The organism is Microbulbifer mixtoriginis (SeqCode) (assembly GCF_052466695.1).
In genome coordinates, this window is sequence record NZ_CP174285.1 from 1,919,099 (window position 1) to 1,938,785 (window position 19,687).

The window sequence follows — 19,687 nt, forward strand, 5'->3', positions numbered from 1 at the left end:
CGCTATTTAGTATCGCTAACTCTGACGACGATATTTAACGTGCAGCATTTTTAGGGCGGCATCCGGGTCCCGATCGGGGAAATCCGGGTTTTGCGCTAGCCGCTCTACCACTTCATAGCCGCTATCGGCACCGAGTATCAACTCGCGAAAGTGCGCTTCGCTGTGGCGCGGGGAGTTGATCACCATCAGCAGGTCTGCCTCATCCGCGAGGCAGGCAGGCAGTTGTTGCAGCAGTTTTTCGTAGTTGTGACTCACATCGAAGCGGCCTTTCTGGCGTGTGGGTGGGTCTACGATAGCGAGATCAAAGGGCCCCCGGCGATCGAAGCGCTTGAACTGGCGCAGCGCATCGAATTGTAAAAATTGAATGCCCCGCAGGGACAGGCCATTCACCTCGTGGTTTTCTCGGCCGCGATTCAAAACGCCCCGATTCACATCCACATTGACGATCTCAATATCCCCAGCGGCTCGAGCCACGGCAGAAAAAGCACAGGTAAACGCGAACAAATTCAGCATCTTCACCGATTCGCGCTCCGAGCGCTCCCGCACCTGCGCTTCAAGCCAGGCGCGGCCGGGTTCGATATCCAGAAAGAAGCCAACATTCTGACGATCAAAGGTCAGCGGAAACTGCAGACCGTTGCGCTGTGCCACTGGTGCGGCCACCGATTCGCCACACAACCACTCCAATGGTGCACCGGGGAGATAGCGACGCTGCGCGGCCACCCCCTGATAACCGTATGATTCGGCCATCTGCCAGAGCTTCTCGCACAACTCCCCTTCCCCCTCGTACTCCTCAAAAAAAGTAACCAGTAATGCAGGGGAAAAACTATCGACACAAACCTGCTCCAGGCCTGTAAAACAGCGACCACGCCCGTGAAACAAACGCCGGCTGTCACCGCCGCCCTGAACTAACTTGGGCTCTACTTGCTGCAGCAACACTTGCCAATCGGTAGACACTCAGACTTCTCCATTGCTTAGGGGGTAGAGGATCGCATCGCGGTAGCCGGTTACCACACGGATAAAGCCGCTCCACTGCCGATCCAGTTCGGGGTCACCACTATCCACTAACAGGGGGCGCCCGCCGAGTTCGGTTATTTTGGTTTTGGTGGCGACAACCACCAGGTTTTCACGACCCACTTGGCTTAGGACTCTGGGGGAGAATTGCTGGTTACCGCGGCCGACCAGATGGCCCTGGCCTCCGATGGCAGTGAGAATAATTTTTACCTGACCATTTTTTTTCACACTCTTGTGTGCGGCAATCGCTGCCTCAATCTGCGGCGCGCTCACATCTTTTTGCAAGAGGGCGCCATCACAGAGCAGGTCCACCCCCAGCAGGGTGCCGTCACACCCCAATTCACTCAAGACAGCTAAGGTAGTTGAACCGGGACCGACGATATACAAGGTATCCGGCTCTAGTTCCTCGACAATCTCCGCGGCGATATCCGCCACAGCCAGCTCTTCCACCTCGCGCCCGGCGTTCTTTACTGCCTGCAGGAAGTAGCCCTCCTGGGGCACCAGCAGCTCGCCGTAGTGGCGAGTGCTCACCCGCCCCTGTCGGAAGCTATTTTCATCGATATCACGCACCTCGCGCTCACACAAATCCACCAGCTCACCGGCCAGTAATTTACGCAAAACTTCTCCACCGGCCTTGGGGGAAATCGCGAAACAAGCGGAGTGCATTTTGACACCGGCGGGAATACCCAGTACTGGAAAGTGATCACCCAGGACGTTGGTCATATTGCGCGCAGTGCCGTCACCGCCAATAAAGACGATCAGGTCGGCACCGGCGTCGCGGATCGCCATTGCCGCTCTCTCGGTGTCCTCGGGGTTTGATGGGGTGGACTCGGCTGCACCCACCTCACGCACGGCAAAGCCCAGTGCACTAGCCGTATCCGCCCCCATATCACCGGCAAAACACAAAAACTCCAGCTGCTGCCGAAACGGTAGCAAGGCCTCCAGGGCAATCGCGGCGCGCTTGTGGGATTGCGGCTCAATACCAGCCGCCAGGGCCTGCGCCACTGTCTCGGCTCCATCGCTGCCCTTAAGCCCCGCTGGGCCGCCAACACCGGCCCAAGGATTGATAATCAAACCCAGTTTCTTAACTTGTTTTTCTAATCGCACATGAGCCCCAGTACTGCCAACTCTTCTCTCTCTTTTTTACCCAGGGCCTGCGCTGCGGCGCGGTAATGGGAAAACTCCAAACGCTCGGGATATTCACGGCGCAGGCGGTCGAAAGCCTTGGCCATAGGTTCTATCCCTCGAGCCGCTTCGCGCAGGCGCGCATCATCTTCGCGTGGGTCGTACATTTGCAATAACAAATTCGCTATTGGCGCCGCCCCACTAATCACCGGCTCAAGTTGCCTTCTAGAGGCTTCAGCTTGCGTATCGCAGGTGGCGCCAATGTTTTCTGGCTGGGCCAGATCCAGCGCATTGGAGAGCGCCTCGCGAATTATACGGGTGCCTGTGAGCTTGCCATCCAGGCTGTACCCGGCAATATGCGGGCTACCCAGGTCCACCAATTCCAACAGTTCAGTGCTGATTCCCGGCTCTCCCTCCCAGACATCCAGCACCGTCTTAAAACGCTTTGCCCGCTGTAACTCCTGTAATAACGCGCGATTGTCCACCACCGCACCGCGACCGGCACTAATCAAAACAGCGCCGTCGCGAATCTGTGCCAAATGCTCAGCACCGATCATATGCAAACTGGGGAAGGGCCCATCTTTAACCAGGGGGGCGTGCAGGCACACAATGTCCTGACTCAGTACTTGCTCAAGGGGGGCAAAGTCGGGGTTATCTGGCAGCCAGGGGTCGTAGACAGCACAGCTCGCACCCAGGGCATGCAAGCGCTTCTGCAGCAGCCCTCCCACATTGCCACAACCGACAATGCCAAAGCTGCGCCCACGCCAGTCCACCTCCAGGGCGGCCAAAGTACAAAATACATATTCAACCACGGAGTTGGCATTGCAGCCCGGCGCGGCGCTCCAGTAAATACCATTGCGCTCCATCCAATCGGTATCCAGATGATCGGTGCCAATGGTACAGCTGCCCACGAAACGTACCGGTGTGCCTTCCAGCAGACTCTGATTCACTCGTGTGACGGAGCGCACCAGTAGGATATCGGCATCAATCAATTGCTCGCGCGTCAGTGTGCGGCCCGGATAGCGTACCAGCGTACCCAGATCGCCAAAATATTGCTCCAGTGCCGGTATATTCTCATCGGCAACAATCTTGAGGCCAACGCCCTGTGCGTGGCTTTCACTCATGTAGATTCTCCTTCAGCGCTCACCAGTGTGCGCTCCATTTTTCCTGCCAGCCCGCCGATCCCGAACTCCTTGGCCAGAGCCGTGGCCAATTCAACATCCACAGGTTGCGGACGCAAATCACTCACCTTAATGCCAAGGGGGATATCCTCCACCAGGCTTGCGAGGCGTTTTGCCAAGCGCAGCTGGTCGGAATATTCCCCCAGCCGCTGGGCGAGCCCTTTTGCACCCCGAATGGGCAGTGTTGTCACTCTCTCTTGCTGTGCCAACAGCGCTTCGACATCATCAAACTCGCCAAGTAATCGCGCCGCAGTCTTGGCACCAATGCCGGGTACTCCGGGAATATCGTCACTGCTATCACCCACCAGCGCCAGGTAGTCGGCAATCTGCGCGGGTTTTACACCAAACTTCTGCTCAATGGCCGCGCTGTCCATATGCTGGTTTGCGGCAAAATCCCAAAGACTGGAGGCTCCACGAGCCAGTAACTGCCCCAAATCTTTATCCCGACTCACAATGATTGGGGCATGATTGCGCAGTTTTCGCGTCAAGCTGGCGAGAATATCGTCCGCCTCATAATGCTCACTGGAGAAACTGGCGATACCCAGGGCTTCCGCCATCTCCCGGCAGGCCGCCAGCTGAAAGGCCAGGGCTTCATCTGGCAATGCGCGACTGCATTTATAGTCCGGGTAAAGCGTATTGCGGAAGCAACTACCGAGAGATTCATCGAAAGCGCAGGCGATGTGACGTGGATTTCTCGCCAAAAGATCCAGCAGGAAGTTGGTGAAGCCGTAGACCGCTTCTGTGTCGTAACCACTGCGACTCTGCCAGTTGGGAGGCAAGGCGAAGTAGTAGCGAAAGATATAGACAGAAGAGTCGACCAGAAAACTACTCACGACAGCTCCCGCAGCTGATAGATATCGCCGCTCAATGGATCTGGCTGAGTAAACACCCCTGCGAGCGCAAGAGCGAAAGTACGCGCCCGCTCATTGGGCCCCTCCGCACAATAGCGCTGAACCTGGCGCCAAATAGCCTCTTTGAAACTGGTGCTGGGACCAAGGCCACTCTCCAAGTTGTCCGCACTGACACGGAAGCGGAGGTCACAGGCACGGGCGAAAATCCACTCCAGCGCCTGGGGTTTGACCTCCACCAACTCGAATTCTGCTTGTTGCTCGGCACTGCGCCCATCTGGAGCATACCAATAGCCATAGTCGGGCAACTGCCGGCGGGCCTCACCGGCCACACACCAATGGGCCACCTCGTGCAGTGCGCTGGCCGCATAGTCGAGAGTGAACTCGACCTGATGATGGCCCTGCTGGCCCCCGGCGGGCCGATAGTAAGGTTCGGAAAAACCACCGCAAAGTCGGGTATTTAGCCCTTCTGGACTGGAAAAACAGCGATTGAAGACCGCCACAATACGCTCGGCAGTGGATCTGGCTGCTAGGGGAGTATTAGAAACTGGAGCCATTTCTAAGTGAGTGACGGGCAAGATATTCTCCGGGATACCGCAAAGGCGGGGACTATATCAACGGGAGCGCCTCGATCAAAGCCGCGCCGCTTCTGCAGGCGTAAGCGGGCCGGTTGTATTTCCGGAAATCAACATATACCTTTACTCACAGGGAGGCCGCTGAACACCTGCCTTTTCAGCGTATTCCCCGAGGAGGGGTCTAATGCAGTCAAATACCCTCCTGCCCCGGTCTTCTTTCAGAGATAGGGCCTTGGCAGTCGCACCTTGATCTGATCGGAGACGGTATATAACCGGCCCTGCCAGGAGGTGTTCCATGACAGACCACAGCATCAACAATGTGGTTGACCTCTTCACCGGCGAGCCGATCGAAACTTCTGCGGACAGGCGCTTTATTCGCCTTTCGCCGGAGCTAGACGGCTTGGAAATGCTCTACTCCAACAACTCCAGCGGTACAGACCTATACAGCTTAAAAATACTCTGCTGGGGGCTTAAAGCGAATGGCGAGGTCGTTGGCCTCGTTCCCTGGTTAAACACCATAGTGGCCTGTCCAGATATCAAGGACCCTTTGGACGGACGCTTCGAAGGCTACTACGATCCCGGTATTGAAGACATCTTCCACCATCCCCCAATCCACAAAGTCGTCGAGTTGGAGACTGCGGCGGAATACTTTGAGTTTGAGAGCAGCAAACCCGAGGAAGTTCTGCAGGAGATTCCCGATACCATCGGCACCCATGCGGTGTTTATGGATAAGGACAGGGAGAACCTGACACTGATCGAGGTCATCAGCTGGAGGCTGCACGCCGACGGCGTTATTCACGGTATGCTGATCGATCACGATGTCGTTGAGACCACTCCGGTACTACCGGGAGATCACTGCCTATACCCAGCACAGGAGAGTGAAGGCTTTCGCTACTTCTTCCAACATCATATCGCCAACAAAATCAAATCTGAGGACCCTGAGGCACTAGCCGCGATCGCCGCTCTAGTAACGGCGCCATAAGAGTTAACAGGCCAAAGAGTCAGTACAAAACTTATTCGGGAGTGTGCCCCCGGTGCCGTCGAAGCGGGACCGGGGCGCTATCTGACCAATTATTCCGCTTTCTTGATCCAATACACGAACTCGTCGTTCTCCTCTGCGTGCTGCACCAGTTCATAGCCGAGAAACTGGCAGAACTTGGGCACATCCCGCTGCGTCGAGGGATCGGTGGCCATCATTTTCAATACTTCCCCATCGGCAACATTTCTCACCGCTGAGTGCAGCATCATTACGGGTTCCGGGCACAACAGGCCGCGGGCATCGAGGGTGTGATCAAACTTCATAGTATTTATTGTGCGCAATTTAGCGCACTTCGTCATCTAGAAACTGGCTGCCGACTCTTCCGCTGACAGCCGCGCTAAAATCCATTTAGGCCCTATCGCATTGTGGGGAGATGATGATCTATGTATTGATAGAGCGAGAAATTGCCGCCGAAATGCAAAGCAGCTACGAGGAGGCCGCACGAAGAGTCCTTACCTGTGCCTACCGCACCGTCGGTTTTATCGAGGGGCAGACCTATATCGAAAAGGGCAATCCATTGCGCCGCTTTACCCTGTCTAAATGGCAGTCAGAACTGCATTGGCAACACTGGTACACCAGCGAGGAGCGACGCGCCCAAATGGCCCAGTTGGCCCCACTGCTAGTGGGGGAAGAGCGCGTCACGATCCTGGAAACCGCCGCATAAATCCCGCCACTTTATAAACCGCAGTCTGCCAGTGTTGGGCTTGGGTAAATCCACTCGCGCGACGGGGCTTAAAATCGTGGTCACCATCGGCCAGCCACTCAATCTCAATAGCCTCTGCCAATCCATAAGTATTCACCTCTGCAAGGCTGCCAAGTGGATCGCGATCTCCCTGCACAATCAAAGTGGGGCAGGCAAAATCTAGCAGGTGCCCAGTGCGGAGCTTCTCCGGCTTGCCCTGGGGGTGAAATGGATACCCCAGGCAGATAAGTCCGGCAACCACCCCCTGCGCATAGCTGTCATTGGCCAGGAGGCTCGCTACCCGCCCTCCCATCGACTTGCCCCCAATAAACAGGGGTAAATCACCGGCAAACTGCTGAATCTGGGCGTTAAAGTTCTCCTGTAACTGCGACATAGTGTTAGGCGGCCGCTTGCCACCTCCGCTGCGGCGCTGGGCCATATAGGGAAACTCGAAACGCACCACTTCGATACCCTGCTCACACAACCCAGTGGCCAACGTCTGCATAAATTGACTGTCCATGGGCGCACCGGCACCATGGGCAAACAGAAAGCGCGCTTGAGGTGCTTGGGGCACATCAATAAGGTATTCAGACATCGGTAGGCAGATCCTCGGCCAGCACCAGATTGACGGTCTCCTCTCCGGGATCGAACCAAATTACCACGTCACCGGACTGCAACTGACGGCGCAGGCTAGCCACCTTCTCCGGTAGTTCCACCTCGCACTCACCATACTCGGTGCCCTCACGGGTAGCATACTCTTCCAATAGGTTCTGCAAAGTGTTGGCATCCAACTGCGCAAAGGGAATGATCATACAACTTTCTTATCCGGGTGAGATGGGAGCGACGAACGCCGCTCCCGGTGTTTACCTGTATTGGTAAATGGTTGTTAAAACTTAGGATTTTGGCTTGCGGAAGCGTAGAGTCATGCGGTCGCTCTCGCCGATGGCCAGGTACTTGTCTTTGTCCTCATCGCCCAAGCGGAGAGAGGGTGGCAAAGTCCAGACACCTTTCGGGTGCTTGGCGCTATCTTTCGGGTTGGCGTTGACCTCACTGCTCTCTTCCAACTCAAAACCAGCCTTCCTGGCTGCTTCGATAACATACTCCTGAGTCACATAACCGCTCTTGACCATATCCTCTTTACTGGTACCAGGCTTGGCGCGATGCTCAACCACACCGAGAACACCGCCGGGTTTCAGAGCGCTGTAAAAGCTGGCAAAAGCCTTATCTTCATAACCGCGGTACATCCAGTTGTGTACGTTGCGGAAAGTCACCACCGCATCGGCACTGCCTGCTGGGGCTATCTCACGGCCGGTTTGCGGTGAAAACTCGGTCACTACGACATTCTTATAGGCCTTCTTGTCGGCAGCTAGCTTGTCTTTAAAGCTTTTCAAAGAACGTTGATAGTAAGAGGACTCGCTATCCTCGGGGAAGTGCGCTGCATAGAGCTTGCCCTTCTTGCCCAGGTAGGGCCCTAGGATTTCGGTGTACCAGCCACCGCCAGGAGTAACCTCCACTACCGTCATATCTGGCTTAATGCCCAAAAATTCCAGGGTTTCTGCCGGGTTACGGTACTGGTCTCGCGCAACGTACTCTTTGCTGCGGTGATCCCCCTGAATGACAGAATTCAAGTCGGCAGCCTGGGCGCCACCAGCCAGGGCCAGAGCGCCGGCCATAGCGAGCAGAGATTTCTTGATATTGATCGTCATAATCGTTCCTGTGTTGTTATCGTTAATCCAGCTTCGATCGCACACTGTCGATCTTATCTTGTAATGACTGGTCCCGGTCTATACGGGTTCCCAATTTCAGACTGGTAGTGATGCGATCGGCGCCCATCGCGTGTACTCGCTCATGGCAGGTTTTTACCGCAGCCATCACCGTATCCCAGTCCCCTTCTATGTTGGTGCCATAGGCATGTAGATGGTGTGTCAGTCCGACTTCCGCCAGTACTTTTTCACACTCCGCAACATACCTACTGACAGACACCCCCACACCCATGGGTATCACGCACAAATCGGCAATGACCTTCATTGACAGTCCCTCGCTAAGTTACCTGTTACCGGGAAAAGAAAAATGGCTTTGAGATTGGACGATAGAGTTATCCGACGAGATCCTATTACAATGCAAATGATACGTCTCCACTGAAGCAAAGGAACACTATATGCAACAGCATCTCGTTATCTCCATGATCTGCAACGATAAGCCCGGTGTTGTGGAAAAGCTTTCTGCAGTCATTGCGGATAACGGTGGCAACTGGGAAGACAGCCATATGGCCCATTTTGCCGGAAAATTTGCCGGTATATTGCGCGTTGCTGTTCCCGGTGACAAAACCCAAGGCTTAAAAGTCGCTCTCACTAGCCTCGCCCAGGATGGCTATAACCTGATCGTTGAAGACGCGATCGCCGTTTCCACTAAGCCTCAACAGACACTGACATTGAAGCTGGTAGGCAACGACCGCCCCGGTATTGTGCGGGAAATATCCCGCGCACTCAGCGCCCACCATATCAATATGGATCAGTTGGAAACTACTTACAGTAGTACTCCGTGGAGTGGCGAGCCTCTGTTTACTGCCGAGTGCAAGATCAATGTGGATGAAGATATGGATCTCGATGGCCTGCGCGACGAACTCGACCAGATCGCCAATGAGCTGGGGGTGGAGATCGACTGCGAGGAGATCGCCACTCCCCTCTAATTGTGGAATAATCCGCTGCCATGCGGAGCCGGGCCCACCGCCCGGCTCAAATCATTCAAGCTAGAAAGTACCGCTCCAGGGCATCCGCCAAGTAATGTTCAAAATTGTTCTATTCCAACCGGAAATTGCCCCGAACACAGGCAATATTATTCGACTTTGCGCCAATACTGGCGCCGAGCTACACCTAATCGAACCCCTTGGCTTCGATATGGACGACAAACGCCTGCGCCGCGCCGGGCTTGATTACAGTGAATACAGCCGCGTGGTTCGACACCCAGACTGGCAGGCTTTTGTCGATAGTGAGAAACCTTCGCGGGTGTTGGCCCTGTCCACTAAAGGCAGCCACAGCCATACATCAGTGGAGTACCAAGACGGCGATGCGATTGTGTTTGGCCCCGAAACTCGCGGCCTGTCGGCGGAGTTTCTACAAATGGTGGGTCCAGAGAACACCCTGCGTATTCCTATGCGCGCCGAGAGCCGCAGTATCAACCTGTCCAACGCCGCCGCCATTGTGATCTATGAAGCCTGGCGACAGCTCGACTTCAACGGCGCCATAGACCAGCAGTAAGAATTTTTTGTTATGCCAAGCTCCCAAGCTCCCATAGGCCTGTTTTACGGTTCCAGCACCTGCTACACCGAAATGGCTGCAGAAAAAATCCGCCAATACATTGGCCCCCAGTGGATCGACCTACACAACGTAGCCGAAGCGGATATTGCCCTGGCCGAAAGCTACGACTTCCTCCTATTTGGCATTCCCACCTGGGATTACGGTGAACTCCAGGAAGACTGGGAGAATATCTGGGACGACCTGGCCGAGCTCGATCTGAGCGGTAAGACTTTTGCTCTGTTTGGGCTCGGGGACCAAGAAGGCTATCCACAGTGGTTCCAGGATGCCCTGGGCTATTTGCATGCCCAACTGCTCGCCTGCGGCGCCCGCGCGGTAGGTTACTGGCCTGCCGAAGGCTATGAATTTGAGGAATCCAAAGGACTGACCGAAGATGGCAGCCAATTTGTCGGCCTCGCCCTCGATGAAGAGAATGAATTTGACCTCAGTGAAGAGCGTATTGGCCGCTGGTGTGACCAGGTAATGCATGAATTCGGCCTTAAGGACGGAGCCTAAGGATAGTAGTGAAGTGAGCAAATCCGGCAAACACGCGGAGATCCAATGGCGCAAAGACGGTCAACCCCTGTCCCTCGCCTATGACGATATCTATTTCTCCACAGCTTCCGGTCTGGAGGAAACTCGCTACGTATTCCTGCAACAAAATGCCCTGGCGGAACGCTGGGAGACCCTGCGCGAGAATGCCACTTTTACTATCGGCGAAACCGGCTTTGGCACCGGCTTAAACTTTCTCGCCGCCTGGGAGCTATGGCAGAAAACCGCTCCAAAAAGTGCACAGCTGCACTTTATTAGTGTGGAGAAATTCCCCCTGCACCCCCAGGATTTGCAGCGTGCCCTAGCACTGTGGCCACAACTGCAGACCTACTCCCAGCCACTGATTGAAGCCTACCCACCATTATTAGCCGAAGGTATTCACCGCCTACAGTTCGGCCCAGTAAAACTAACTCTGATTATTGGGGAGGCCAGCCGGGCTTTGGATAGCCTGCGCTTACATCAAGAGAATCGCGATCGCTACATCGACGCCTGGTTCCTGGATGGTTTTGCGCCGGCCAAGAACCCGGACATGTGGACAGAAGAGCTGTTCACCAATATGTCCCACCTGAGCTGCCCCGGTGCTACCTTCGCCACCTTTACCTGCGCAGGGCTGGTTAAGCGTGGACTGCGAGAGGCGGGCTTCGCCCTGCGCAAAGTAGCGGGGTTTGGCAGCAAGCGGGAAATGCTGTGCGGCACCCTGGAGCAGTTACACGACTGCCAGCAGCACAGCACCCCCTGGCACCTACCCAGCACCGAAGCACAGCATCCGCAATCTGCCACAGTGATCGGTGGCGGTATTTCCGGCGCCACCATTGCCAGAGCACTCGCAGAGCGCGGTGTACAAGTACAAATTATTGAGCGCGGACCTACCCCCGGCAGCGGCGGCTCCGGCAACGACCAGGGCATACTCTACGGCAAGCTCTCCCCCAAACCGGGCCCAAATGGAGACTTCAACCTGCATGCCCTGATGTTCGCCCAGCGATATTACAAGCAACAATGCCCGCAGCTCGCACATTTTAACGGCCTCTTGCAACTGGCTCAGAGTGATAGGGAAAAGCTGCTACAGGAACAGATCGCCGCTAGCCTGGCAGAACACCAAGGGCAAAACCTGGCCAGAATAGTTACTCGTGAGGAGGCCTGTCAGCTCGCCGGCGTAGATCTTCCTTTTGACGGGCTCTACTTCCCCAATGCAGGCTGGCTGGAACCCCAAAAGGTATGTGCTGCGCTACTGGAACACCGAAACATCACTCGATATCAGGGCAGTACAGTAGAAACACTGACGCGCCAATATGGCAAGTGGTTCCTGCGTATCGAAGACAAAGAAATAGAAACTGAAGCGGTCATTCTCTGTGGGGCCAATGATATCCGCAGCTTTGCACCGGCTGCAGCACTGCCCCTGCGGCCAATACGCGGCCAGGTCTCCCGAGTGCGCGCCACAGAGACCTCCGCAAAATTAAAAATTGCCCTCTGTGGTGAAGGCTATATCACTCCGGCCCACGAGGGGCGCCAAAGCTTCGGCGCCACCTTCAAGCTCAAGGAAACCGCCACAGAGTTACGTGAAAGTGAACACAAGGAGAACCTGCAGACACTGGCAGAACTGCTGCCACACTTTGCCGAGGAATTCTCCAGCCAGGATTTCAATGGCCGCGCCGCACTGCGCGCCGCTACACCGGATTACTTGCCAGTTGCCGGACCAATTCCCGACTGGGCATCCATGGACAACACTTACGCAAGTTTGCGTAAAAACCGCAAATTATTCATCCCCGAGCACTCAGATTATCAGGCGGGACTCTATGTAATGGGCGGCCTGGGCTCCCGCGGTTTTACCTACGCACCGCTAACCGCCGAAGTACTCGCCAGCTGGATTATGGGCGGGCCTCTACCTGTTAGCGCAGATCTGGCGAAAGCCCTGCATCCAGCGCGCTTTGCCATCCGCAACCTGGGTAAAAATCGCTAGTCGAGTGGGGCTTAGGCTCCTCTTATCGCAAAGCTTTTAAACGCCCCCTCCCTAAGCTTTCTCTGCCTGAGGCCTCCCCGGTGGGGCCAGCAGGCTAGCGCTACCGGCGCCACAGGCCACGATGGTTTTCATGGCAGCCTCAACGCTAACACCGGGCAGTATTTCCACACACTCCGCCGGCACATGGAAAACAAAACCCGAAGTGGGTACTGGAGCCGTTGGCACGTAAACCGTCATCTCACCATTGGCATGCTGAGAAGTCACAATCGCCGTTACCGCAAGCGGATTATCTGCACCGTGGATACGCACCCGAGCCACAGGCCCGGAAAGTACCCCCTCACCACCACCGCCAATAAATTGCACAACCAAATCTTTAATAGTGCTATACCCAGGTGCCAGGCGACCGAGCCAGTGGTCAACATGGCGATGTAGCCAGTTACCAATGCTGGTCTTTACCAATAGACCAATCAAGAAACAGCCCCCAAGAATCAGTGCTATCACCACAAGTCTGGCGAGGGTATCCTTAAACTCCGTATGGGCTTCCAGCCAGGTAACGGCGGGGGCGACAATTTCACTGACCTGGCCAAACAGCCACTGGAATAAAAGTACTAAGATTGCGATGGGCAGCACTACCGCCAAACCACCCAAAAGGGTCAAGGTGACAAAGGTTTTTACTCTGGTCATAAATAATTGATGTACCGACTTACTATCCGCAGCTACATACTGCTGCTCTTATCCTGCCTGTCCTGCCTGCTGCCAATAGCAGCACAAGCACAATTGAAGGCAACCCCCTTCTCCATTCTGGAGGAGCGTCAACGTGGTGGGAATCATTTCACCCAGGGGCTTTATTTCGATGGCCAGCGCTGGTGGGAAAGCAGTGGCCTTTACCGTCGTTCCTGGCTTGCCGAGTATACCGACCCCAGTGAAAAACCTGTAAGGCGAAAGTGGTTGCCGGGCAGACTATTTGCCGAAGGTCTTACTGTTCTGGGCGATAAGCTCTACCTACTGACTTATAAAGCCGGTGAGCTGCATATTTACAATGCCAGCAACCTACAACATTTGGAGGTTAAGCAATACAACGGCGAGGGTTGGGGCCTTACCAGTGACGGCGAGTCCCTGATTATGAGTAATGGCAGTAATAAACTGACCTACCGCGATCCAGATACTTTTGAAGTCAAGCGCCAGCTCAAGGTACATGGCGCCGGGGAGGTCTGGTCGAATCTGAATGAGCTGGAATTCGCCGAGGGCCTGATCTGGGCCAATATCTGGCAAGACAGCCGCATCATCGCCATAGACCCCATAAGCGGAGAAGTGCACGGTGCTGTTGACCTGAATCGGTTAAATCCCGATGTCCGTAAACACCCTGACACGGTTGCCAATGGGATCGCCTGGGATAAGAAGCGAAATGGGCTCTGGGTAACAGGAAAATTTTGGAAACAACTCTACCTGATCCGGCCTGAAGGGCTGGGGTTTAGAAAAAGCGCAGTCCAATAAAGTTAGCGCCTGCGGTCTATCACCGTCAGCACACCACCATTGCGCAAGTAGTCCATAGAAGAGAGCTGCAACTGCAGCCGAAAGCCATGATCACGACTCTGCAAGCTGACGCCATCAAGCCCGGCTTGCCCATCGTAAAGCATGGTGGATTCCCCCTCTTCACCCTGCCATTGAATCCCTTCCACATTGCGCATGCCGGGGAGTTCCAAAGTTACCAGAGTAAATTGCTCCGGTAACGGCTGTAGCTCAACCTGCGCAACACCGGAAACTGTCGCCAGGGAGAAAACTAACTGATTCTCCGGTGCTGGCCGCCAGCCCAGATGAGTATCCGCTACAACAGATTGCGCAAAACTACGCGGAGCACTAGAGGAACAGCCAGAAAGCCCGGCCAGAACTGTCAACCACAACACAAAAAGCACGATCAATGTGCGCATAGACCTATCCTTAGGCGATCGCTGTGATGAGATGCGGGGTGAGATGTGATTATAACCCGTGAATTCAGTCACAACTCCTAAGCTGCCATTGCAAGGTATTTCAAGGCAACCCCATCCTAAAACCCACCGCACAAAGTCGCTACACGGGGTATACTCCGCCGCCATGAATTCCCCACAACATATTCTCGAACACGTCTTCGGCTATACCCACTTCCGCGATCCTCAGGAAGCGGTAATCAATACACTAATGGCCGGCGATGACGCCCTGGTACTTATGCCCACTGGAGGCGGCAAATCTCTGTGCTACCAGATTCCTGCCTTGGCCAGGCCCGGCTGCGGCGTGGTGATCTCTCCATTAATTGCCCTGATGCAGGATCAGGTGGAAGCCCTACAGGAAGCCGGTATTCGAGCCGCCTACCTCAATTCTTCCATCTCTTATGAAGAGGCTCAAGCCATTGAGAGCCAGTTACTGTACGGCGAACTCGACTTGCTCTATTTAGCCCCGGAACGCCTGCTACAACCCAGAACCTTGGCTCTTCTCCAGAGAGTAGAACTCTCATTGTTTGCCATCGATGAGGCTCACTGTGTCTCCCAATGGGGCCATGACTTCCGCGCTGATTACCTGCAACTCAGCTGTTTGCACGAGCAGTTTCCCAGAGTACCGCGCATAGCGCTGACTGCTACGGCGGACAAACGCACCCGCGCGGAGATTGCCTTGCGCCTCGATTTGGAAAGCGCTCGGCACTTTGTGAGCAGTTTCGACCGGCCGAATATCCAATACCGGATCGAGCCCAAGGACAACCAGCGACGACAGCTCCTGCAATTTCTAAAAAATGGACAAGAAGGCCAAGCAGGCGTCGTGTACTGCTTGTCCCGCGCCAAAGTGGAAAATACCGCCGAATGGCTCAGCCAGCAGGGCTATACCGCCCTGCCTTATCATGCGGGCCTGCCGGCGGAAACCCGCGCAGAACATCAGCGTCGCTTTTTACGCGAGGAAGGAGTAATCGTAGTCGCAACCATTGCTTTCGGTATGGGTATCGACAAGCCGGATGTGCGCTTCGTTGTGCATCTAGACCTGCCCAAAAGCGTCGAGGCCTACTATCAGGAAACCGGGCGAGCGGGGCGCGATGGAGAGGCCTCTATAGCATTACTGCTCTATGGCCTGGAAGATGTAGTCAAACTCGGACAGATGGTGGAATCTTCCGAAGGTAGTGAAGAGCACAAACGCCATGAACGCACACGCCTCAATGCCATGCTGGGGCTATGCGAAATGACCAGCTGCAGACGTCAGGCACTATTGCATTATTTTGCTGAAACTCTCGAGCAACCCTGTGGCAACTGTGATATCTGCCTGGAGCCACCCGCTACCTGGGATGGCAGCGAAGCCGCTATCAAGTTGATTTCCTGCGTTTACCGCACAGGACAACGCTTTGGTGCCAGTCATGTCATTGACGTACTGCGGGGCTCGGATAATGAAAAGGTTCGCAAGTTCAACCACGACCAGCTCACTACCCACGGTATTGGCAAGGATTTCAGCGGCAGTGAGTGGAAGGCTGTGGTGCGCCAATTGATTGTAAGAGGCTATTTGGAAGTTGAAGGTGAATTCCAGGGGCTCAAACTCACAGAAAACTGCCGCCCATTACTGCGCGGAGAGGAAAAACTGCAATTGCGCAAACTCCCCAAGAAAGCCCCTCGCGCGCAAACCCGAAATACGGCAGTTCTAGAAGATCTAGAGCCAGAAGAGGAGCCCCTCTGGCTAGCACTTCGCAGCTGCCGTAAACAACTGGCCGAAGAGCGCGGGGTACCGCCTTATGTCGTCTTTCACGATGCCACCTTGCGCGGAATGGTTAAAGCACACCCGCAAACCCACAGTGAACTCCTGACCGTCTCCGGTGTTGGCGATAGCAAATTGGAACGTTTCGGCGATGCTTTTCTCGCCGTACTTAGGGGCTTCCCCAAACATGATTAAGGACCAAAAACTCATTAAATTAGTAAGAAATTAAAGCGGTACAAGAGGTCCATTCTATTTCGGGCTACAACAACTGATGAATTTTCCCACCTGGGGTTACCTGTGTTACAAAGGCACAAAGAGGTAAAAAATAACGTATAAATCCCCAACGAGAGGAAACCATGAAAGTTATTGGTCACCTGATTAATGGCAAGCCATCTGCCAGCGACGATTCGGCCCAGCACCCTCGCCTACAAGACCTAACCAATCCCTCAACTAATGAAATAATCGGCAAGGTCGCGCTGGCCAGCAAAGCTACCGTTGAAGAGGCTATCTCTGCCGCAGAAGCTGCCTACCCCGCCTGGCGCAATCTACCCACAGCAAAGCGTGTACGCATCATGTACCGCTTGCGCGACCTGCTGGAAGAAAATGCGGAGAAGATCTGCGAGCTGATCACTCTGGAGCACGGCAAAGTGCTTAATGATGCCATGGGTGAACTGCAGCGGGGCATCGAGAACATTGAATATGTCTGCTCTGCACCAGAGATGCTCAAAGGCGAGCACAGTAAGAATGTAGGCCCGGCTATTGACTCCTGGAGTGAATTCCAGCCTCTGGGCGTCTGTGCGGGAATCACCCCGTTTAACTTTCCCGCCATGGTGCCTTTATGGATGTGGCCAATGGCGATTGCCTGCGGCAATACCTTTATCTTAAAGCCTTCTGAACGCACCCCCTCCTCCGCCCTATTTATCGCCGAACTGGGTATCGAGGCCGGTATCCCTGCCGGGGTTTTAAATGTTGTTAACGGCGATAAAGAGGCCGTGGACACATTGCTAACCGACAAGCGTATTCAGGCGGTAAGCTTTGTAGGCTCAACTCCTATTGCGGAATATGTCTACACCACAGGTACTGCCCACGGCAAAAGAGTTCAGGCCTTCGGTGGCGCAAAAAATCACGCCATCATAATGCCGGATGCTGACCTGGACAATGCGGTAGCTGCTTTAATGGGTGCTGCCTTCGGCTCCTGTGGCGAGCGCTGTATGGCAATTTCCGTAGCCGTCGCAGTAGGCGACGATACAGCCAATACTTTAGTAGCAAAGCTTAAAGAGCAAATTGCCCAACTAAAGATTGGCGATGGCATGAACAACCAAAACGATATGGGACCTTTGGTTACCCAAGCACACCTAAACAAGGTGGAAGGCTTAATCAGTGCCGGTATCGAAGAAGGCGCGGAGCTGGTAGTAGATGGCCGCAATATGAAGGTTCCAGGCTACGAAAGTGGCAATTATCTGGGAGCCTGCCTATTTGATCGTGTTACCGAGGAGATGGCGATACACCGCAGTGAAATTTTTGGTCCCGTCCTCTGCGTAATGCGTGTAGATACCATGCAGGAAGCGATGAATATCATTGATGCTCACGAGTACGGTAACGGTACTTGTTTATTTACTCGGGATGGGGAAGCTGCCCGTTACTTTAGTGACAACATTAAAGTAGGCATGGTCGGCATCAATGTGCCTTTGCCAGTACCTGTTGCACACCACAGCTTCGGCGGCTGGAAGCGCTCCTTATTTGGGGACCTGCACGCTTATGGACCTGATTCTGTAAGGTTCTATACCAAGCGTAAGACCATCACCCAGCGCTGGCCGGCAAGTGGGGTGAGAGAGGGAGCACAATACAGTTTCCCAAGCAATGGCTAATTATTAAAGTTAGGGGCGGATACCCGCCCTCTAACCGTTTAAGCACTCCTTCCCCATCTAAACAATCAAGCCTCCCTTGATGTATCGGCAATAACATAAGCCCAGCAATCTTAGGAGATAGATATGTTTCAAAGAACCAATAAAAAAACAAAAATAAAAGTATTTTCAGCCTTACCTTTTTTCTTGCTTACGCTCTCTACATCTTCTATAGCTCTAGCCCAGAGTGCGACGCTGAAACAGTGCCAAAGCTGGAGCAATAAAATTGAGCACTACCAGGAAAAAAGGAAAAAGGGCGGATCAGGTAAAAAAATGGATGAATGGAAAGGAAAAATTCGAAAATACCGAGACAAATTTAGAAAAAATAAATGCAGCAGGTACGGAAGAAGGTTGGGTTAAAGTCGCTAAACACAACGCAGAATAACCTCAACTTCACCCTCCAAGTGTTTATAAAAACAATAAAAAAGGGCGCAACGCGCCCCTTTTCAAAGGATAAGAGTGATTACCAGTTGAAATCAAACTTATAGCCTACACCGATTTGGAACACCCAGGGATCAAACTCGTAGTCGCCACCGAATCTGTGCTCCCAAAAGCGACCGAAGTCATCATCATCATCACGGAAGTTGCGATAGAAGGTATCTACTTCAACATCGGTAGTGACATCATAGTAAATAGCTGCCAGATTGATCAGCCAGCTACTATCGTGACCAAAGGTGAAATCAACACCAATTTGCCATGTATAACCCCAGCTATCGCCAAAATTCACACGGCCATCCCAGTCACGGAAAACCAGATCATCATCATCGTTACGATGCCAGAAGCCCCAGTGTCTTAGGCGCTCATCACTAAAGTCGGTATAGTTAATACCTATACCAATATAAGGCTGCACCAAACAGCTGGGATCCAGTGGATACCAATTCAGGTATGCAGCAGTCGTTTGGGGCTTCCAACGAGCAAAATCACCGCGACGACGACGATCAAATAATATATCGTCATCCCAGTCATCATCCCAAAAACGATAAAGCCAGGGATCACGACTACCACCAGTATGGCGATCGCCTTGCTGGTAACTCAGTGAAACACTCCAGTGATCGATAGGCTTCCATTCAGCATTAATAAACCAACCCCACTCGCCATCTGGATCAAGATTGGTTCGGAAAGCCCCCCAATCACGGAAACGATGATAGTCATCATCATAATCATCGTCATCGTAAAAGCGCAGCCACCGATCAGCAAAGGTTACATTGTCTGAGTTTGGTGACCAGTATGAACCGCCAATCCGTATCTTAAACTCCTGGGTAGGAGGAGGGGGTGGTGGGGCATAGCCAGCAGGTCCTGCCGAAGCGACACTAGAGATTGCTAAGGCGAGGGGCGTCATAACGGGGATCAGAATACGCGTCATCTTCATTTGTGGTAACTCCATTGATATTCAGCAGATCAAACAGCAATCAGCCCAATCAATGGTCAGTCTAGTCGCACGAAATCACAGATGTAGAAAAAACAAACAAATGTTGGCGCTCAAATATAATTCTACGTTTTTATGGCACACAAAATATCTTTTGTCGTTGAAATTCACATATTGGTGTTGCTTCCAAAAGAAAACCAACGACACCCATTATTACTGCACTGCAAATTTGGACAACGTGCACTGCTTCGAATTCCACAACCTGTTTTGAACAGGAGCTGAAATATTCTCACTCAAAGAAAAAGACAAAGACGCCGAAAAGCGCCAAGTTATGATATTTCGGGAGAAGTAAAATCCAACTGGACGCACACAGAGGTTAATTAGCCGGTAAAAGGTAAATAAGAAACAACAAACAGATACACAAGGAAATTGTGACTTTACTGGCGAAAGGG

General features: G+C 53.6%; 23 protein-coding genes. 10 read left to right on the forward strand and 13 right to left on the reverse strand.

Annotation, left to right across the window (positions count from 1 at the left end; translation table 11 throughout):
* Positions 1-15 precede the first annotated feature (15 nt).
* The 5 genes from ACJJI0_RS08450 to ACJJI0_RS08470 are packed head-to-tail and all read right to left on the reverse strand — an operon-like array spanning position 16 to position 4,743.
* Entirely contained in the window at positions 16-954 is a 939-nt protein-coding gene (locus ACJJI0_RS08450; protein ID WP_444885499.1) for a class I SAM-dependent methyltransferase, read from the reverse strand.
* Entirely contained in the window at positions 955-2,118 is a 1,164-nt protein-coding gene (locus ACJJI0_RS08455; RefSeq protein ID WP_444885500.1) for an ATP-NAD kinase family protein, read from the reverse strand.
* Positions 2,109-3,260, reverse strand: coding sequence for a 4-phosphoerythronate dehydrogenase (locus ACJJI0_RS08460; RefSeq protein WP_444885501.1), 1,152 nt, complete (start codon positions 3,258-3,260; stop codon positions 2,109-2,111). The genes ACJJI0_RS08455 and ACJJI0_RS08460 overlap by 10 nt, the downstream gene beginning before the upstream one ends.
* Positions 3,257-4,150 (reverse strand): 5'-3' exonuclease, encoded by an 894-nt coding sequence (locus ACJJI0_RS08465; protein ID WP_444885502.1) that lies wholly within the window; start codon positions 4,148-4,150, stop codon positions 3,257-3,259. Before ACJJI0_RS08465 ends, ACJJI0_RS08460 begins: the two co-directional genes overlap by 4 nt.
* Positions 4,147-4,743 carry an elongation factor P hydroxylase gene (locus ACJJI0_RS08470; RefSeq protein ID WP_444885503.1) on the reverse strand — a complete coding sequence of 199 codons (597 nt, stop codon included), beginning with the start codon at positions 4,741-4,743 and terminating at the stop codon, positions 4,147-4,149. Before ACJJI0_RS08470 ends, ACJJI0_RS08465 begins: the two co-directional genes overlap by 4 nt.
* A 292-nt stretch (positions 4,744-5,035) precedes the next feature.
* On the opposite strand from ACJJI0_RS08470, the gene ACJJI0_RS08475 reads away from it, so the two are divergent.
* Positions 5,036-5,722 (forward strand): hypothetical protein, encoded by a 687-nt coding sequence (locus ACJJI0_RS08475; protein ID WP_252085280.1) that lies wholly within the window; start codon positions 5,036-5,038, stop codon positions 5,720-5,722.
* Positions 5,723-5,811: 89 nt separating this feature from the next.
* On the opposite strand, the gene tusA is transcribed toward ACJJI0_RS08475, so the two are convergent.
* A complete protein-coding gene (gene tusA / locus ACJJI0_RS08480) occupies positions 5,812-6,042 on the reverse strand; it encodes a sulfurtransferase TusA (protein ID WP_444885504.1) in 231 nt (76 codons plus the stop codon).
* Between the two features lie 113 nt (positions 6,043-6,155).
* Between tusA and ACJJI0_RS08485 the strand changes: the two genes are divergently transcribed.
* The gene (locus ACJJI0_RS08485) at positions 6,156-6,443 is read left to right on the forward strand and encodes an antibiotic biosynthesis monooxygenase family protein (RefSeq protein WP_252085278.1); all 288 of its coding nucleotides are present in this window, start codon (positions 6,156-6,158) and stop codon (positions 6,441-6,443) included.
* Here ACJJI0_RS08485 and ACJJI0_RS08490 read toward each other — a convergent pair.
* The 4 genes from ACJJI0_RS08490 to ACJJI0_RS08505 all read right to left on the reverse strand — a co-directional run bounded on the left by ACJJI0_RS08490 (position 6,418) and on the right by ACJJI0_RS08505 (position 8,489).
* A complete protein-coding gene (locus ACJJI0_RS08490; protein ID WP_444885505.1) occupies positions 6,418-7,056 on the reverse strand; it encodes an alpha/beta family hydrolase in 639 nt (212 codons plus the stop codon). The genes ACJJI0_RS08485 and ACJJI0_RS08490 overlap by 26 nt on opposite strands.
* Entirely contained in the window at positions 7,049-7,273 is a 225-nt protein-coding gene (locus ACJJI0_RS08495; RefSeq protein ID WP_444885506.1) for a YheU family protein, read from the reverse strand. The genes ACJJI0_RS08490 and ACJJI0_RS08495 overlap by 8 nt, the downstream gene beginning before the upstream one ends.
* 81 nt (positions 7,274-7,354) lie before the next feature.
* The gene (locus ACJJI0_RS08500) at positions 7,355-8,167 is read right to left on the reverse strand and encodes a class I SAM-dependent methyltransferase (RefSeq protein ID WP_444885507.1); all 813 of its coding nucleotides are present in this window, start codon (positions 8,165-8,167) and stop codon (positions 7,355-7,357) included.
* A 22-nt stretch (positions 8,168-8,189) separates the two neighbouring features.
* Positions 8,190-8,489, reverse strand: coding sequence for an MTH1187 family thiamine-binding protein (locus ACJJI0_RS08505; protein WP_444885508.1), 300 nt, complete (start codon positions 8,487-8,489; stop codon positions 8,190-8,192).
* Positions 8,490-8,619: 130 nt separating this feature from the next.
* Here ACJJI0_RS08505 and ACJJI0_RS08510 point away from each other — a divergent pair, with 130 nt between their 5' ends.
* From ACJJI0_RS08510 to mnmC, 4 genes are all read left to right on the forward strand, one after another.
* Positions 8,620-9,150 carry a glycine cleavage system transcriptional repressor gene (locus ACJJI0_RS08510; RefSeq protein ID WP_252085273.1) on the forward strand — a complete coding sequence of 177 codons (531 nt, stop codon included), beginning with the start codon at positions 8,620-8,622 and terminating at the stop codon, positions 9,148-9,150.
* 94 nt (positions 9,151-9,244) lie between these two features.
* Positions 9,245-9,718: a tRNA (uridine(34)/cytosine(34)/5-carboxymethylaminomethyluridine(34)-2'-O)-methyltransferase TrmL gene (trmL, locus tag ACJJI0_RS08515; protein ID WP_444885509.1), complete on the forward strand. Its 474-nt coding sequence runs from the start codon at positions 9,245-9,247 to the stop codon at positions 9,716-9,718.
* Between the two features lie 12 nt (positions 9,719-9,730).
* Positions 9,731-10,270 (forward strand): flavodoxin FldB, encoded by a 540-nt coding sequence (gene fldB, locus ACJJI0_RS08520; RefSeq protein ID WP_444885510.1) that lies wholly within the window; start codon positions 9,731-9,733, stop codon positions 10,268-10,270.
* 13 nt (positions 10,271-10,283) lie between these two features.
* Positions 10,284-12,263 (forward strand): bifunctional tRNA (5-methylaminomethyl-2-thiouridine)(34)-methyltransferase MnmC2/FAD-dependent 5-carboxymethylaminomethyl-2-thiouridine(34) oxidoreductase MnmC1, encoded by a 1,980-nt coding sequence (gene mnmC / locus ACJJI0_RS08525; protein WP_444885511.1) that lies wholly within the window; start codon positions 10,284-10,286, stop codon positions 12,261-12,263.
* Positions 12,264-12,314: 51 nt separating this feature from the next.
* Here mnmC and ACJJI0_RS08530 read toward each other — a convergent pair whose 3' ends face one another.
* The gene (locus ACJJI0_RS08530; RefSeq protein ID WP_444885512.1) at positions 12,315-12,947 is read right to left on the reverse strand and encodes a DUF502 domain-containing protein; all 633 of its coding nucleotides are present in this window, start codon (positions 12,945-12,947) and stop codon (positions 12,315-12,317) included.
* Between the two features lie 9 nt (positions 12,948-12,956).
* On the opposite strand from ACJJI0_RS08530, the gene ACJJI0_RS08535 reads away from it, so the two are divergent.
* Positions 12,957-13,757, forward strand: a complete 801-nt coding sequence (locus tag ACJJI0_RS08535; RefSeq protein ID WP_444885513.1) for a glutaminyl-peptide cyclotransferase — start codon at positions 12,957-12,959, stop codon at positions 13,755-13,757.
* A 2-nt stretch (positions 13,758-13,759) separates the two neighbouring features.
* Here ACJJI0_RS08535 and ACJJI0_RS08540 read toward each other — a convergent pair whose 3' ends face one another.
* Positions 13,760-14,191 (reverse strand): hypothetical protein, encoded by a 432-nt coding sequence (locus tag ACJJI0_RS08540; RefSeq protein WP_444885514.1) that lies wholly within the window; start codon positions 14,189-14,191, stop codon positions 13,760-13,762.
* 163 nt (positions 14,192-14,354) lie between these two features.
* Here ACJJI0_RS08540 and recQ point away from each other — a divergent pair, with 163 nt between their 5' ends.
* From recQ to ACJJI0_RS08555, 3 genes are all read left to right on the forward strand, one after another.
* Complete coding sequence (recQ, locus tag ACJJI0_RS08545; protein ID WP_444885515.1) at positions 14,355-16,160, forward strand: DNA helicase RecQ; 1,806 nt, start codon at positions 14,355-14,357, stop codon at positions 16,158-16,160.
* A gap of 161 nt (positions 16,161-16,321) precedes the next feature.
* Positions 16,322-17,833 carry a CoA-acylating methylmalonate-semialdehyde dehydrogenase gene (locus ACJJI0_RS08550; RefSeq protein ID WP_444885516.1) on the forward strand — a complete coding sequence of 504 codons (1,512 nt, stop codon included), beginning with the start codon at positions 16,322-16,324 and terminating at the stop codon, positions 17,831-17,833.
* A gap of 123 nt (positions 17,834-17,956) precedes the next feature.
* Entirely contained in the window at positions 17,957-18,229 is a 273-nt protein-coding gene (locus tag ACJJI0_RS08555; RefSeq protein WP_252085264.1) for a hypothetical protein, read from the forward strand.
* Between the two features lie 103 nt (positions 18,230-18,332).
* On the opposite strand, the gene ACJJI0_RS08560 is transcribed toward ACJJI0_RS08555, so the two are convergent.
* Positions 18,333-19,238, reverse strand: coding sequence for an OmpW/AlkL family protein (locus ACJJI0_RS08560; protein WP_252085263.1), 906 nt, complete (start codon positions 19,236-19,238; stop codon positions 18,333-18,335).
* Positions 19,239-19,687 lie beyond the last annotated feature (449 nt).